We start from the raw sequence: 15,352 nt of genomic DNA, 5'->3' as shown, positions 1-15,352 counted from the left end.
GATACTGACCCGCATGCGGAGGCTGACGCTCGCGGTTTTGCTGGTCCTCACCGGCTGCTCCTCAGGCGGTGCGGACAACTCGGTCGGATTCACCGCGGTCGACCTGACGGCGACGCCGGAAGCGTTGGCGACGCACGGGGAGACGCTGGTGATCGGCACTCGTCCGTCCGACCACCCGGAGCTCGTGACGCGGGCGAAGGACGGCACGACCACCAACTCCCGGCTGACCCCGGCGACGCCGTACGGCAAGGAGGCGCACTGGTACGGCATCACCTCCGACGGCACCACGATCACCGGTGTCGGCGGTGAACGGGGCGGCGCGCACGGCAACGTCCGCTGGAGCGCCTGGACCGGCGACACGCGTGCGATCACCGAGCAACCGCAGGCCTTCAGCACGTTCGGCGGGTACGGCGCGGGCGAGCTGATCGGGCCGGTGCGGACGAAGAACGGCCCGCTGATCATCGGCACGTGGCAGAGCGACAAGGCCGGCCTCGACATCGCCGCCTGGACCTACGCGGCCGGCACGTGGACCCGCCAGCCGTCCGCCGGCACGGTGCTGGAGAGCTCGCAGGAACTCCTGCGCTTCCCGCTCGCCGTGACCCCGGACGGCGACGGCGCCCTCGTCGTGGGCTGGCAGATCGCGAAGGGCGTGGTGAGCGCCGCGGTCTGGCGGTTCGACGGCAGCACCTGGACCACCGCCGTCCTCCCGGACGGCGACGCCGCGCTGGCCGCCCGCTGCTGGGACGGCACCTGCCACGTCGTGGGCCGCGCCGGGGGCCGGCTGGCCTGGTGGACCGGTCCGGACTGGAAGAAGGTGACCACGCCGGACGTCCCGGTCGGCGACGACCAGACCCTCGCCGCTCCGGTGCCCGTCGACGGCACACCGACGCTGGTCGTCGACCACGGCGGCGTGAAGCTGGTGTCGGAGAAGGGGGAGCGCCCCGCGGACGGGCCGTCCGGCGCGGTGGTCGCGGTGGAGAGGGCCGGAGATCAGGTGTTCGTGATCGCCGGCGGCCGTTTGTGGCGCCTTTCTTAGGCTCACCTAAGCCATCTGGCCGTGCCTGGTGTGACGCGGTTCACGCCGTTCGGCCTAGTCGCCCGTGAGCTGCTCGGACGTCCGCCCTGCTCCGCGTCGGTGCAGTAACGGTGCACACCTGAAGCGCTTCACAGCGTGATGTCCGGTTTCCGATCACATTGCGCTGCTTGTCTCACATCTTCTGGTCAATGCATTCACCCAGATGCGTCACATGCATCCGTGGTGAGACAGAACTTCACGCGGAAAACAGCGATCCGGCCGCACAATGGTCACGCTTGAACACACAATTCACGAGAGTCAACTGTTGATGCGGCTGTTCCACCGGCCAATCCTTCACGCATGGGTGACTATGGCCCGGTCAGTGGGCCTCCGCCGCATTGGTGGGGGTGGGCAGCGGTCCGCCGGATCGGCGGTTAACCTCTTGCAACTCGTCCACTGCAATCCAGTGAGCCGACGTCGCAACCACCGGGGAGAGGACTGAACACGGGTGGCCGGATTTCTGTTGCGGCGGTTGGTCAACTACGTGGTGCTCGCCCTCGTGGCGACGTTCCTCGCGTTCACGTTGGCCTCCGCCACCTTTGACCCGATCGGGGTGTTGCAACAACGCAACCCACCGCCGCCGGCGGCCTCGATCGAGGCGAAGAAACGAGACCTGCACCTCGACCAGCCGATCCCGCAGCGGTTCGTGACGTGGATGGGGGGAGTGGTCCAGGGCGACTTCGGTCGCACGATCACCGACCGCCCGATCACCGACGAACTCGGCAGGCGCGTCGGCGTGAGTCTGAGGCTGTTCCTGCTCGGCATCACGATCGGCATCCTGTTCGGCGTGCTGCTCGGCGTGGTGAGCGCGATCAGGCAGTACAAGTTCAGCGACTACTTCGCGACTTTGTTCAGCTTCGTGTTGCTGTCCACACCCGTGTTCGTGCTGGGCACGCTGCTCAAGATGGGCGCGCAGGGGATCAACGACTCGATCGGCACCAACGTGCTGATCTTCGTCGGTGAGACCACACCCGGCTTCCAGGGCAACTGGTTCGAGCACCTCGGCGACCGGCTGCAGCACCTCATCGTGCCGACGCTCGCGATCGCCCTCGGCCAGATCGCCTACTACAGCCGCTACCAGCGCTCGTCGATGCTCGACGTGCTCGGCAGCGACTTCCTGCGCACCGCCCAGGCCAAGGGGCTGACGCGGCGCAAGGCGCTGTTCAAGCACGGCCTGCGCACCGCGCTCATCCCGATGGCGACCCTGTTCGCGTTCGGTTTCGGCCTGCTCGTCGTCGGTGGCACGTTCACCGAGCGGATCTTCGGCTGGTTCGGCATGGGTGACTGGCTCGTCACCGGCATCTCGGCGCAGGACACGAACATCACCGCCACGGTGACGCTCTTCGTCGCGGTGTGCGTGCTGTTCTCCGGCTGGCTCGCCGACGTGCTGTACGCCGCGCTCGACCCCCGAATCCGCGTGAACTAGGCAAGGTGACGACGACGTGACCGTGATCCTCAACGAGGGCGACTCCGCGGGAACCACCGGCGCCGCCTCCGGCAGCCCCGTGGACGCGGCGCCCGAACCGGGCAAGGCGATGACGCGCGGCAGGCTCGTGCTGATCCGCTTCGCCCGCAACAAGCTGGCGCTGGTCGGCCTGGTGCTGATCGTCGCGATGTACCTGATGGCGTTCGTGGGCCCCTTCCTGACGAAGTGGAGCTACGACCAGCAGGACTACACCGCGTTCCTGGAGCCCCCGTACTCCGAGCACATCTTCGGCACCGACAAGATCGGTACCGACATGTTCGCGCTGACCATGCGCGGCCTGCAGAAGTCGCTGATCATCGGCCTGCTCGTGGCGCTGATCTCGACCACCGTGGCCGCGATCGTCGGCGCGGCGGCGGGTTACTTCCTCGGCGTGGCCGACAAGGCGCTCATGTGGGTCGTCGACCTGCTGCTGGTGCTGCCGTCGTTCCTGATCATCGCGATCCTGAGCCCGTGGTTCCGCGGCAAGTCGTGGTTCCTGCTGGTGCTGATGCTCGCGGCGTTCCAATGGATGATCACCGCCCGCATCGTCCGCGGCATGACGCTGACGCTGAAGGAGCGCGAGTTCGTCAAGGCGGCCAAGTTCATGGGCCAGCCGGCGCGCAAGATCATCGCCAAGCACATCGTGCCGAACATGGCGTCGCTGCTCATCATCGACGCGACCATCAACGTCGGTTCGGCCGTGCTCGCCGAGACGGGCCTGAGCTACTTCGGGTTCGGCGTGCAGTCGCCCGACGTCTCGCTCGGCACCCTGATCGGCCTCAACGCCGAGTCCGCGACGACCTTCCCGTGGCTGTTCCTGTTCCCGGCGGGCTTCCTCGTCGTGTTCGTGCTGGCGGTGAACTGGGTCGGCGACGGGCTCCGCGACGCGCTCGACCCCACCTCCACGCGCGTGCGCCGCAAGGAGAAGAAGGACACCAAGGAGAAGGCCGCCTGATGACCACCTCGGAGCTCCAGTTCGACACTCCGGCCGACCGCGTCGTCGAGGGTCCGGTCCTGCAGGTCGACGACCTCCACGTGTCCTTCCCGAGCGAGGCGGGCCGCGTGCGGGCCGTGCGCGGCCTGAGCTACCACGTCTCGCCCGGTGAGGTCCTCGGCATCGTCGGCGAGTCCGGTTCCGGCAAGTCCGTGTCGTCGCTCGCGGTCATGGGCCTGCTGCCCAACTCGGCGCGCATCACCGGTTCCATCAAGTTCCAGGGCCGTGAGCTGATCGGCCAGAGCGACACCGAGCTGTCGCGGATCCGCGGCCGCCGCATCTCGATGGTGTTCCAGGACCCGCTGTCCGCGCTGACGCCGGTCTACACCGTCGGCGACCAGATCGCCGAGGCGATCCTGGTGCACCGCAAGGTGTCCAAGTCCGCCGCCGCCAAGCGCGCGGTCGAGCTGCTCGACCTCGTCGGCATCCCGAACGCCGCCGAGCGCGCCAAGGCGTTCCCGCACGAGTTCTCCGGCGGCATGCGGCAGCGCGCGGTGATCGCGATGGCGATCGCCAACGACCCCGACCTGATCATCGCCGACGAGCCGACCACCGCGCTCGACGTGACGGTGCAGGCGCAGGTGCTGCAGCTGCTCGGCACCGCGCAGGAGGTCACCGGCGCGGGCATCGTGATCATCACCCACGACCTCGGCGTCGTCGCCGGGTTCGCGGACCGCCTGATGGTCATGTACGCGGGCCGTGCCGTCGAAAAGGGCAAGGTCGACGACATCTACCAGCAGCCGCGCATGCCGTACACGCTCGGCCTGCTCGGCTCGATCCCGCGCCTCGACGTCAGCGAGAAGCAGGCGCTGGTGCCGATCAAGGGCCAGCCGCCGTCGCTCACGGACCTGCCGGACGGCTGCCCGTTCGCGCCCCGCTGCCCGATGGTCGTCGACGCCTGCCACACCGCCGAGCCGCCGCTGGTGGACGTCGACGGGTCGCAGGAGCACGCCGCCGCCTGCATCCGCACCAACGAGATCGCGGAGGCGGACGGCGAGGGCGCCGAGGCCGCCGTCGAGATCTTCGGCGCCGAGGTCGCGGACGAGCCCGAGGTCGCGAAGATCCCGCGCGAGCAGCGCGAGGTCGTGCTGGAGCTCGACCAGCTCGTCAAGGAGTACCCGGTCAACAAGGGCGTGGTGTTCAAGCGCCGCGTCGGCACCGTGCACGCGGTCGCGGGCATCTCGTTCGACGTCCGCGAGGGCGAGACCCTGGGCCTCGTCGGCGAGTCGGGCTGCGGCAAGACCACGACGCTGATGGAGATCCTCGGCCTGCAGAAGCCCATGGGCGGCGGGATCTCCGTGCTGGGCACGAACGTGTCCGATGTGGACAACAAGCGCCGCTTCGAGATCCGCCGCGACATGTCCGTCGTGTTCCAGGACCCGATGGCGTCGCTCGACCCGCGGCTCACGATCAACGACTGCATCGCCGAGCCGATGCAGGTGCACGGCTACTCGAAGGACGAGATCAACCGACGCGTGCCGGAGCTGATGCGGCTCGTCGGCCTGCGTCCCGAGCAGCTGTCGCGCTACCCCGGCGAGTTCTCCGGCGGTCAGCGCCAGCGCATCGGCATCGCGCGGGCGCTCGCCCTCGAACCGAAGCTCGTCGTGCTCGACGAGCCGGTGTCGGCGCTGGACGTCTCCATCCAGGCGGGTGTCATCAACCTGCTGGAGGAGCTCAAGTCCAAGCTGGGCCTGGCTTACCTGTTCGTGGCCCACGACCTGTCGGTGGTGCGCCACATCGCGGACAGGGTGGCCGTGATGTACCTCGGGAAGATCATCGAGATCGGCGAGGTGGACTCGGTCTTCGAGGCGCCGCGCCACCCGTACACGCAGGCCCTGCTGTCGGCGATCCCGATCCCCGACCCCGTCAAGGAGCGTCAGCGGGAGAGGATCATCCTCACCGGCGACCTGCCGAGCCCGGCGAACCCGCCGTCCGGCTGCCGCTTCCGCACGCGCTGCTTCCTGCACGCGCAGCTGCCGCCCGAGAAGCAGCGCCAGTGCATCGAGGTGGAACCGCCGCGCGAGGTCCAGGCCCCCGACCACGAGGCCGCCTGCCACTTCGCCCAGATCCGTCAGGTCCTCTGATGCATCCGTCGCCTCAGAAGACCTACGAAGGAACAGTGTCCCCGGCAACTGGTGTCCGGGCACGAGGGAGGTTCACGACAGTGAGTCGACGTACCACGGTGGGAGTGTCCGCGCTGGCCGCGGTCGTCCTCACGCTTACCGCGTGTGGGGGGCCCAGCAACAACGGCGGCAACTCCGGCCTCAAGGGCGCGGACAACACGATCGGCCAGGCGGACGTCAACCCGCAGGACGCGTCGAAGGTCAAGGACGGCGGCGAGTTCCGCTGGCCGGTCGACCAGTTGCCGGACAACTGGAACTACAACCAGCTCGACGGCACCAACGCCGACGGCCGCCGCATGATCGACACGGTGATGCCGAACCTGTTCAAGCAGAAGGCCGACGCGACGATCGAGGTCAACAAGGACGTCCTCGACGACGCGAAGCTCGCTTCGAACGACCCGCAGGTTCTCGAGTTCAAGATCAACCCGAAGGCCAAGTGGTCGGACGGCACCGCGCTGTCCTACAAGGACTTCGAGGGCATGTGGAAGGCCCTGAACGGCACCGACAAGGCGTTCGAGGTCGCGAGCACCACCGGGTACGAGGACATCGAGAAGGTCGAGAAGGGCGCGACCGACCAGGACGTGAAGGTCACGTTCAAGAAGAAGTTCGCCGAGTGGAAGGGCCTCTTCACGCCCCTCTACCCGGCCGCGCTGACCGCCACGGCCGACGAGTTCAACAAGGGCTGGGCCGACGCCCCGAAGATCACCGCCGGTCCGTTCAAGATCGGCACGATCGACCGCACCGCCAAGCTCGTGACCGTGGTCCAGGACCCGGCGTGGTGGGGCCCGAAGCCGAAGCTCGAGAAGATCACGTTCCGCCAGGTCGACCGTCCCGCGCTCGCGGACGCGCTCGCCAACGGCCAGATCGACTTCTTCGAGATCGGCTCCAGCATCGACCTGTTCACGCGTGCGCAGTCGATGCAGGGCGTGACGATCCGCCAGGCGATCACGCCGGACTACTCGCACATCACGTTCAACGGTGCGAAGGGCGCGATCCTCGAGGACCCGAAGGTCCGCGTCGCGCTGCAGCGCGGTGTCGACACCAAGACGATCGCCAAGGCCCTCCTCGGCCAGATGATCAAGGGCGACGCCCAGGTCACCGGTAACCACTTCTTCCTGCTCGGCTCGGCCGGCTACAAGGACAACTCGTCCGTGGCGTCGTACGACAAGGAAGCCGCGAAGAAGGAGCTCGACGCGGCCGGCTGGAAGCTCGAGGGCGAGACCCGCAAGAAGGACGGCAAGGAGCTCGTGATCCGCTACGTGATCCCGACCCCGAACCCGACCTCGGACCAGATCTCGAAGCTCGTGCAGTCGCAGCTCAAGGAGGTCGGCGTCAAGGTCGACATCCAGGCCGTGCCGTCCGCCGACTTCTTCAAGCAGTACGTGAACGTCGGCAACTTCGACATCACCACGTTCCGCTGGCTGGCCTCCGCCCTGCCGATCTCGGACAGCAAGGGCATCTACGGGTACGACCCGAACAGCACCAACCAGAACTACGGTCGCATCGGTTCGGACGAGGTCAACAAGCTCCTGGAGCAGGCCAACGGCGAGCTCGACGACACCAAGCGCCTCGAGATCGCGAACGAGGCCGACAAGAAGATCTGGGAGCTCGGCCACCAGCTGCCGCTGTACCAGATCCCGGGCGCGGTCGCGATCAAGAGCAACGTCGCCAACATGGGCGCCGTGGCGTTCGCGAACCGTCCGTACGACTACATCAACATGGGCTTCACCTCCTGATGTAGCTAGTGTTGTGAACGGCCCGGCGGGTCTCTCCGCCGGGCCGTTTCTTTCTGTTTGGAGCTCGTCTTGCTGCGTTCCCGGGTTCGTGCGTTGCGCCACGGTCTGCTCGCCACGGCGGTCGTGCTGGTCGTGTGCTTCGTGGTCGCGTTGTTCTCGTGGCTGTCCTATTCGGACTCGCGTGCGGCGCTGACATCGCTCACCGCCCGCGCCACGGGTGAGGTGGTGTCCTTTGCGGACGGTGCGGTCGAGGTGCGCTGGCCGACCGGGAGCGCCCGCGTCGCGTACGAGAACGGCGACCGGGTCGTGGGCAAGCAGACGCAGATCGCGTTCGACCCCGCCGACCCGTCGCGTGCCGTGATCCCGGGCTCGGACCTGTTCCTCGAGACCGACCGGGCGCTGGGCGGCGTGACGTTCTCCATCGCCGTGGCGGTGCTGGTGCTGCTCGCCGGTGCGGTGCGGGTGCTGCTCGCGGTGCGCTCGGCACGCGCTCCTGCCGTGACGGTCTCGGTGCGGCGGATCCGGTTGCAGTCCGGCCTGATGGTCCGGTCGTGGCTCGAGATCGACGGACCGGTCGAGCGCTGGCTGCCCGTCTACTACGACCCCGTGCTCGTGACGCTGCCGTCGCCCGTGGACGTCGAGCTGCGCGGGGGCCGTGTCGCGGTGGTCGACGGCGTGACCGTGTACCCGTCCGGCCGGGCGGTGACGAAGCACCCGCGCGGCCGCCGTCTCGACAACCCCGTGCGGCCGGACCCGGAGACGCGCGCCCCGCGTGGCCTCGGCGCCCAGCTGCGGGTCGACGCGGTGTTCCTGGTGCCCGCGCCGATCGTCGGCCTGTTCTGGGCCTACCTCGACGGCAGCGGGTTCACCGGCTGGATCACGGCCACCGTGGTCGCCGCGGTGCTGGGTCTCTGGTGGGGCGCGTTCCGCGGGTCCGATCCCTCGTAATGTTTTCGCGCGGCGAGCGACCTCCATCGGTAGGAGGCCGCTATGACCGAGGTCACACTGCGCGTGCACGAGGACGGCGCGGACGACGAACGCATCGAGCAGCTCGCCGCGTTCCTGGGAACCGAGCTGAGGGAACTCGTCGCGGTCGGCGCCGTTCCCGGTGAGGTGCCCGCGGGCGCCAAGGCCATCGACATCGCCGAGCTCGGCACCCTGCTGACCACGATCTCGTCGTCCACGGTCCTGGCCGCGGTCATCAACGCCGTGTCGGCGTGGCTCGGCCAGCGCCGCGACCGGTCCGTGACGGTCGAGGCGGACGGCGAGCCCCTGGAGCTCACCGGCGCCCCCACGGAGGCGGAGCTCGCGCACCGCTCCGAGTGGCTCGGCCGGCACCTGCACCGCTACGCCCTGATCATCGCGAGCCACGAGTTCGCCGACCCGGGCCTGTCGTCGCTGCGCGCCCCGGCCCACGACGCCGCCCGCCTGGGCGAGGTGCTCGCGGACCCGCGCATCGGCGGCTTCCACGTGCGCACCCTGATCAACACCCCGGCCGCCGAGGTGAACGAGGCCGTCGAGGACTTCTTCGCCGACCGGGAACCGGACGACCTCCTCGTCCTGCACTTCTCGGGCCACGGCGTGAAGGACGAGGCCGGCGAACTGCACTTCGCCACCTCCAGCACCAAGCTCGCCCGCCTGGCGGGCACCGCCGTGTCCGCGGACTTCGTCGCCCGCCGCATGAACCGCTCCCGCTCCCGCCGCGTCGTGCTGCTCCTGGACTGCTGCTACTCCGGCGCGTTCGGCCGAGGCATGGTCGCCCGCGCGGGCGGTGCGGTGGACCTGGAGGAACAGTTCGGCGGCAGCGGCCGCGCCGTCATCACGGCCTCGTCGGCGATGGAGTACGCCTTCGAGGGCGCGTCGGTCGCCGACACCTCCGAGGCGGAACCGTCCGTCTTCACCTCGGCCCTGGTCGAGGGCCTCGAGTCGGGCGACGCCGACCGCGACCAGGACGGCCACGTGGGCCTCGACGAGCTCTACGAGTACGTCTACGACCGCGTGCGCCGCGTGACGCCGCACCAGACCCCCGGCAAGTGGATGCTGGACGTGCGGGGAGACCTGCGCATAGCCCGCCGCGCCCGTCCGGTGTCGGTGCCGGCCGCGCTGCCGTCGGAACTGCAGGACGCCATCGACCACTCGCTGCCGGGCGTGCGCGCGGGGGCGGTCCCGGAACTGCGGCGGATGCTGTCGGTCGCGCACGAGGGGCGGGTGCTGGCGGCCCGGCTCGCGTTGCGGCGGCTGGTGGACGACGACAGCCGGATGGTGGCCGCGGCGGCGAGGGAGGCGCTGGGGGAGAAGCCCGCCCCGGTGGGGGAGGCCGCAGCCAAGGCGGCTGCCGCGTCGGCGCCGCCGAAGGCGGCGACAGGGTCCGTGCCTGCCGGGGAGAGACCGAAGGCGGTCACGGCACCCGCGCCCACCTCGCAGATCAGGCGGAAGCCGGAGGAACCGAAACCCCCGGAACCCCCGGAACCCCAGCGGCCGGCCGCCGACAAAGCCGCGCCGAAGCCGTTGGTCGCGAAACTCGCGCCCCCACCCTCCACCGCGGACCGCGCGCCCACCCCGGCGCAAGCGCTCGCCGTCCTGCCCCGCCTCGCCGGGGGACTCGCCCTCGTCCTCCTCGTCATCGCCCTGATGACGATCCCCGGCAGCAACCTCCGGGCCCTGGGCGAGGCCAGCCTCACCACGTCCGTCTTCATCGCGATCTGGCCGTGGGCCCTGGCGGCGGCCCTGTTCGTGATCACCTGCCGCGACCACCCGTGGGTCCCGGGCGTCGCGCTCGGCCTGCTCGCCGGCACCACCGGACTGCTCAGCGGCGGCGAGGTCCACAGCTGGATCCCGTACGCGCTGGCCGCCGTCGTGCTGGCCGTCGCCGCCACCACGACCCCGTGGTGGCTCGCACTGGCCGGCGGCGGGCTCGGCGCCCTGGGCGTCTTCGTGGTCGCGGCGATGGCCAACGACCTGACACCGATCGACGACGACGGCGAGGAGTTCACCTACTTCGCCACCGCGGCCGCACTGGTCGCCCTCGCCGGCTACCGCGTCTGGCGCGACAGGCGCTGGCCCGCCGCGATCGCCCCGGCCCTGCTCCTGCTGGACGTGGTCCTCACCCTGAACGCGGAGGTCCCGCTGTTCGTCACGCACGCGAGCCTGGCCGGCCTGGTGGTGGTCCCGCTGGTCGCGGTGCTCACCACCGGCACGGCCGCGTTCGCCGCGTACGCCGCCGTCGCGGCCGGACTGCTGGTGCGGGCGAGCGACTACGTGACCGGGCACGACCCGTCGTTCACCGGCGTCGCGCACGTGACGTTGCCGCTGGCGGCCGCGCTCGTCGCCTACTTCTCGCGCTCACGCTGAGCCTTGCGGCGCTTGCCCTCGTGCATCGCGGCCACGCGGGCGACCGGGATGGTGTGGCCCTCGGCGACGAGATCGTCGGGCAGGCGTTGCAGCGCGGGCATCAGCGAGGTCCACGGGTCGCCGTCGAAGCGCGTCCTGATGGTGAAGTCGGAAGGCTTCACGTCCCCCAGCGAGTCCCACGGGACGGGGAACGAGATCGGCAGGCCCTCGCGCAGGCGGGGGCTGTAGGCGGCGACGACCGTGGCGCCCCAGGCGCGCGTCGAGTCGAGGAAGACCTTTCCCTCGCGCTCGTCCTTGATGTACGCGGTGGTGGCCAGCGACGGGTCGAGCTTCTCGGCCCGTGCGGCCACCGCGCGCGTCGCCGCGGCCACGTCGTCGGGGGAGTGCTCCTGCAACGGCACGAAGATGTGCACGCCTTTGGCGCCGCTGGTCTTCACCAGGCCCTCCAGGCCCGCGTCGGCCAGCGCCTGCCTGATCAGCAGCGCGGAGCCGACCACGACGTCGAAGCCGGCGCCCTCGGGCGGGTCGACGTCGAGCACCATGTGGGTCTGCACGTGGTCCTCGCCGAAGTGGTCGCCGAGGTAGAGCGGCACGTGGTACTCGACGGCGCGCTGGTTCGCGAACCACATCAGCGTCCGCTCGTCGTCGCAGACCGCGTACCTGATCTTGCGGTGCGACGCCTCCGCCCACACCTCGACCGTGCGGACGAACGACGGCGTGTACTTCGGGACGTTCTTCTGCATGAACGGGTCCTGGCCGCGCAGGACCCGCCACACCGACAGCTGCCGCCCGGCGAGCACCGGCACGAACCTGTCCGCCACGAACTCCAGGTACTCCACCAGGTCGCCCTTCAGGGCGCCACCGAACAGCGGCTGGTCGAGCGAGGAGAACTTGATCGGGCTACTGCTCATCCGGGACCTCGAGTTCGTCGCGGGCGGCCCACTCCAGCAGCGGCTCGATCGACCACACCGCGTCGTCGATGCCGGCGTGCAGGTCGCCCAGTTCGGCGTAGCGCTTCGGCACGGTGGCGATGGTGAAGTCCCGCGGGTCGACGTCCGGGACCTCGTCCCAGCGGATCGGCGTCGACACCGTCGCCTCGGGGAAGCCGCGCACCGAGTAGGCGCTGGCGATCGTGTGGTCGCGCGCGTTCTGGTTGTAGTCCACGAACACGAGCTTCGGGTCGCGGTCCTTGCGCCACCACGTGGTCTCGACGTCGTCGGGTGCCCGGCGTTCGACCTCGCGCGCGAACGCCAGCGCGGCCTTGCGCACGTCGGCGAAACCGTGGTCCGGCTTGATCCGCACGTAGACGTGCAGTCCCTTCGAGCCGGACGTCTTCGGGAACCCCGTCGCGCCCAGTTCGGCGAGCACCTCCTGCACCACCAGCGCGACCCGCCGCACCCGGTCGAACGTGCAGTCCGGCCCGGGGTCGAGGTCGATGCGCCACTCGTCGGGCTTCTCGGTGTCGGCGGCGCGCGAGTTCCACGGGTGGAACTCCACAGTGGACATCTGCACCGCCCAGATCACGTCGGCGACGTGCGTGACGCACAGTTCGTCCGCGTGGCGGTTGTAGCGGGGGAAGTGCACGCGGACGGTCCGCACCCACGGCGGCGCGCCGTTCGGCAGTCGTTTCTGGTGCACCTTCTCGCCCGTGACGCCCTCGGGGAAGCGGTGCAGCATGCACGGCCGTTCCCGCAGCGCGCGGACGATGCCGTCGCCGACGGACAGGTAGTACTGCGCGAGGTCCAGCTTCGTCTCCCCGCGCGCGGGGAAGTAGACGCGGTCGGGATTGGAGATCCGCACGACGCGGTCCCGCACCTCGAGCTCCACAGCCGGGGACTTGCCCATGCCCACCAACCTAACCGGTAGTCCGCCCTCGATCCTTGTAGTTTGCGGCTGTGGACCTTTTTTCGCAGGCGCTGGGGGCGCTCCTGAAAGCGGTCGGCGAGCTCACCGACGACGACTTCGCCCGGCCGTCCGGATGCGAGGGCTGGCTGGTGCGGGACCTGGTGTGCCACTTCGTGATCGACGCGCAGGACGTGCTGATCACGCTGGTGACGCCCACCGCCGACGCCGTCACGCACGACGAGGTGACGTACTGGAAGGTCTCGCACGAGCCCGTGGACGACCCGCTGGCCGCGCTGACCGTCCGGCTGGCCGCCGCCTACGGCGAGCCCTGGATGTTGAAGCACCACGTCGACGACGTGGGCCGGGCGGCGGTGCGCGCGGCGCAGCTCGCCGACCCGACGCTCAAGGTGACCACCCAGGACATGGTGCTGTGCACGTCCGGCTACCTCGGCGCGTACGTGTGGGAGTGGACGCTGCACCACCTGGACCTGGTCGCGCACCTCCCGCACCTGGAGGGACCGCCGCCGCAAGCGCTCGCGCGGTGCCGGAGGACGCTCGAACGGATCGCCGGAGCGTTCCCCGCCACGTGGTCCGACCTGGACGTGCTGCTCGTGGGAACAGGACGGCGCGCCCCGACCGGGTCGGAACGCGCCGCACTGGGTGGGATCGAGATCCCGTTCGTGCTCGGTTAGCTCTCCTGCTCCTCGAGGCGTGCCTTCTCCGCGAGACGCGCCTCCTCGGCCTTGAACTCCTGGTAGGTGGCGCGCTCGCGCACCAGCCACTCGGGGTTCTCCTCCTTGAGCGCGTTGATCTGCTCGGTGGTGAGCGCCTCGGTGATGCCGGCGCGCACCAGGCCCGACGAGGAGATGCCGAGCTTCTGCGCGATGAGCTGCTTGGGGTGCGGGCCGTTGCGGCGCAGGTCCGCCAGCCACTGCGGCGGGTTGGCCTGCAGTTCGTTCAGCTCGTCGCGCGACACGACGCCGGCCTGGAACTCCTCGGGCGTGGCCTCGAGGTACACGCCGAGCTTCTTGGCGGCGGTGGCGGGCTTCATGGTCTGCTGCGACTTCATGCGAAAAGGGTAACGGGCTCGTCCGGTAGCCTCAGCACGTGACCGGATCGTTCACGCTCGCGTACGTCCCAGGCGTGACGCCGGGCAAGTGGGCGCGGGTCTGGCAGGACCGCCTGCCGGAGACCGAGCTGACCCTCGTGCAGGTACCCGCCGCCGAAGCCGCCGCCAAGGTGCGCTCCGGCGAGGCCGACGCGGCGCTGCTGCGGCTGCCCGGAGACCGGGAGGACCTGCACGCGATCCCGCTCTACACCGAGACGAGCGTCGTCGTGTTCCCCAAGGACCACGAGTTCGCCGCGGCCGACGAACTGTCCCTCGGGGACCTGGCGGAGCACGTCCTGTGGCAGCCGCTCGACGACGCGCTGGAGTGGGAGTCCGTTCCCGGTCAGCCGCCGGTGGAGCGCCCGGAGACCACGGCGGACGCCGTCCAGATCGTGGCGGCGGGTGTCGGCCTGCTGGTCGTGCCGCAGTCCCTCGCGCGGCTGCACCACCGCAAGGACGTGAAGTACGTGCCGCTCACCGACGCGCCGCAGTCCCGCGTGGCGCTGTCGTTCCCGATCCGCGACGAGAACCCCGAACTCGTCGAGCACCTCATCGGCATCGTCCGCGGCCGCACGGTCAACAGCACCCGCGGCCCCGCGCCGGAACCGGCGAAGAAGCAGGCGCCGCGGCAGCACCAGCAGCGACGGGGTCCCGCGCCTGCCCAGAAGAAGCAGCCCGCCAAGCGCGGGAAGACCCGTCGCGGTCGCTGACCGTCCACTCAGGACTGCTGCGCGGTGATCTGCTCGCGCATGCGGTCCTCCTGCGCCTGGATCTCGGGCGTCAGCGCGTCACCGAACGCCTCGGGGCCGTGGACCTGCCGGATCTCGACCTCACCCTCCGCGAACGGCGCCTTCTTCAGCCACTCGACGGCGTCCTGCAGCGACGGCAGCTCCCAGATCCAGAAGCCCGCGATCAGTTCCTTGGTCTCGGTGAACGGGCCGTCGATGACCGTGGTCGCGCCCTTGCCGTCGAACCGGACGCGCGCGCCCTTCTCGCTCGGGTAGAGGCCGTCACCCGCGAGCATCACGCCGGCCTTGACGAGCTCCTCGTTGAAGTCGCCCATGGCGGCGAGTTCCTCGGTCGTGGGCATCACGCCGTTCTCGGTGTCCTCGTTGGCCTTGACGATGACCATGAACCGCATGTCGGTCTCCTCTGGCTCGTGTCCGGTGCGTTTCTACCGGGGCGTCGATCGGGCACCCCCGCCTTTCGACCGGCGCGCGGCAAGTGTGACCGGGATCACAGGGTTAGTGTTGAAGGCATGCGCGAAGACGTCGACTGGATCCTCGAGAACTGCCAGGTCTGGGCCATCGTGGGCCTCTCGGACAACCCGTCCCGCGCGGCCCACGGCGTGGCCCGGTTCCTGCAGCAGCGCGGCAAGAAGATCGTGCCGGTGCACCCGTCCGCCGAGACCGTGCACGGCGAGCAGGGCTACGCGTCGCTCGCGGACATCCCGTTCGAGGTCGACGTCGTCGACGTGTTCCGCCGCTCGGAGGACGCCGGCCAGTTCGCCGACGAGGCCGCGGCGATCGGCGCGAAGGCCGTCTGGTTCCAGCTCGGCGTGGTGGACGACGCCGCGTACGCCCGTGCGAAGGACGCCGGCCTGCGCATGGTGATGGACGTCTGTCCCGCGATCGAGTGGCGCTCCCGTTGAACGA

At 69.8% G+C, this 15,352-nt stretch carries 14 protein-coding genes; 10 read left to right on the top strand and 4 right to left on the bottom strand.

Going from position 1 to position 15,352, the window contains the following annotated elements:
- Positions 1–13: 13 nt before the first annotated feature.
- The 7 genes from ND450_RS18765 (at position 14) to ND450_RS18735 (ending at position 10,744) form a co-directional block, all read left to right on the top strand.
- Positions 14–1,036 (top strand): hypothetical protein, encoded by a 1,023-nt coding sequence (locus ND450_RS18765; protein WP_253327358.1) that lies wholly within the window; start codon positions 14–16, stop codon positions 1,034–1,036.
- Between the two features lie 487 nt (positions 1,037–1,523).
- Entirely contained in the window at positions 1,524–2,501 is a 978-nt protein-coding gene (locus ND450_RS18760; RefSeq protein ID WP_089919264.1) for an ABC transporter permease, read from the top strand.
- Positions 2,502–2,517: 16 nt separating this feature from the next.
- Positions 2,518–3,495 carry an ABC transporter permease gene (locus ND450_RS18755; protein ID WP_218159699.1) on the top strand — a complete coding sequence of 326 codons (978 nt, stop codon included), beginning with the start codon at positions 2,518–2,520 and terminating at the stop codon, positions 3,493–3,495.
- Positions 3,495–5,618 carry an ABC transporter ATP-binding protein gene (locus ND450_RS18750; protein WP_253327357.1) on the top strand — a complete coding sequence of 708 codons (2,124 nt, stop codon included), beginning with the start codon at positions 3,495–3,497 and terminating at the stop codon, positions 5,616–5,618. The genes ND450_RS18755 and ND450_RS18750 overlap by 1 nt, the downstream gene beginning before the upstream one ends.
- An 80-nt stretch (positions 5,619–5,698) precedes the next feature.
- Positions 5,699–7,393 (top strand): ABC transporter family substrate-binding protein, encoded by a 1,695-nt coding sequence (locus ND450_RS18745; RefSeq protein WP_253327356.1) that lies wholly within the window; start codon positions 5,699–5,701, stop codon positions 7,391–7,393.
- Between the two features lie 69 nt (positions 7,394–7,462).
- Positions 7,463–8,341 (top strand): hypothetical protein, encoded by an 879-nt coding sequence (locus ND450_RS18740; protein WP_253327355.1) that lies wholly within the window; start codon positions 7,463–7,465, stop codon positions 8,339–8,341.
- Positions 8,342–8,383: 42 nt separating this feature from the next.
- Complete coding sequence (locus ND450_RS18735; RefSeq protein ID WP_253327354.1) at positions 8,384–10,744, top strand: caspase family protein; 2,361 nt, start codon at positions 8,384–8,386, stop codon at positions 10,742–10,744.
- On the opposite strand, the gene ND450_RS18730 is transcribed toward ND450_RS18735, so the two are convergent.
- Together ND450_RS18730 and ligD are read right to left on the bottom strand one after the other, a co-directional pair.
- Positions 10,723–11,655: a DNA polymerase domain-containing protein gene (locus ND450_RS18730; RefSeq protein WP_253327353.1), complete on the bottom strand. Its 933-nt coding sequence runs from the start codon at positions 11,653–11,655 to the stop codon at positions 10,723–10,725. The genes ND450_RS18735 and ND450_RS18730 overlap by 22 nt on opposite strands.
- Entirely contained in the window at positions 11,645–12,589 is a 945-nt protein-coding gene (gene ligD / locus ND450_RS18725) for a non-homologous end-joining DNA ligase (RefSeq protein ID WP_253327352.1), read from the bottom strand. The genes ND450_RS18730 and ligD overlap by 11 nt, the downstream gene beginning before the upstream one ends.
- A gap of 50 nt (positions 12,590–12,639) precedes the next feature.
- Here ligD and ND450_RS18720 point away from each other — a divergent pair, with 50 nt between their 5' ends.
- Complete coding sequence (locus tag ND450_RS18720; RefSeq protein WP_253327351.1) at positions 12,640–13,281, top strand: maleylpyruvate isomerase N-terminal domain-containing protein; 642 nt, start codon at positions 12,640–12,642, stop codon at positions 13,279–13,281.
- Here ND450_RS18720 and ND450_RS18715 read toward each other — a convergent pair.
- Positions 13,278–13,640, bottom strand: a complete 363-nt coding sequence (locus ND450_RS18715) for a DUF5997 family protein (protein WP_218159714.1) — start codon at positions 13,638–13,640, stop codon at positions 13,278–13,280. The genes ND450_RS18720 and ND450_RS18715 overlap by 4 nt on opposite strands.
- 56 nt (positions 13,641–13,696) lie before the next feature.
- Between ND450_RS18715 and ND450_RS18710 the strand changes: the two genes are divergently transcribed.
- Positions 13,697–14,407 carry a LysR family transcriptional regulator substrate-binding protein gene (locus tag ND450_RS18710; RefSeq protein ID WP_253327350.1) on the top strand — a complete coding sequence of 237 codons (711 nt, stop codon included), beginning with the start codon at positions 13,697–13,699 and terminating at the stop codon, positions 14,405–14,407.
- An 8-nt stretch (positions 14,408–14,415) separates the two neighbouring features.
- Here the strand turns inward: ND450_RS18710 and ND450_RS18705 are convergent, their stop codons facing one another.
- A complete protein-coding gene (locus ND450_RS18705; RefSeq protein WP_253327349.1) occupies positions 14,416–14,838 on the bottom strand; it encodes a YciI family protein in 423 nt (140 codons plus the stop codon).
- A gap of 117 nt (positions 14,839–14,955) precedes the next feature.
- Between ND450_RS18705 and ND450_RS18700 the strand changes: the two genes are divergently transcribed.
- Positions 14,956–15,348, top strand: coding sequence for a CoA-binding protein (locus ND450_RS18700; RefSeq protein WP_253327348.1), 393 nt, complete (start codon positions 14,956–14,958; stop codon positions 15,346–15,348).
- Positions 15,349–15,352: the final 4 nt, after the last annotated feature.

The organism is Lentzea sp. HUAS12 (assembly GCF_024125735.1).
Taxonomy (GTDB): domain Bacteria; phylum Actinomycetota; class Actinomycetes; order Mycobacteriales; family Pseudonocardiaceae; genus Lentzea; species Lentzea albida.
This window is presented reverse-complemented; position numbering and strand designations above follow the sequence as displayed.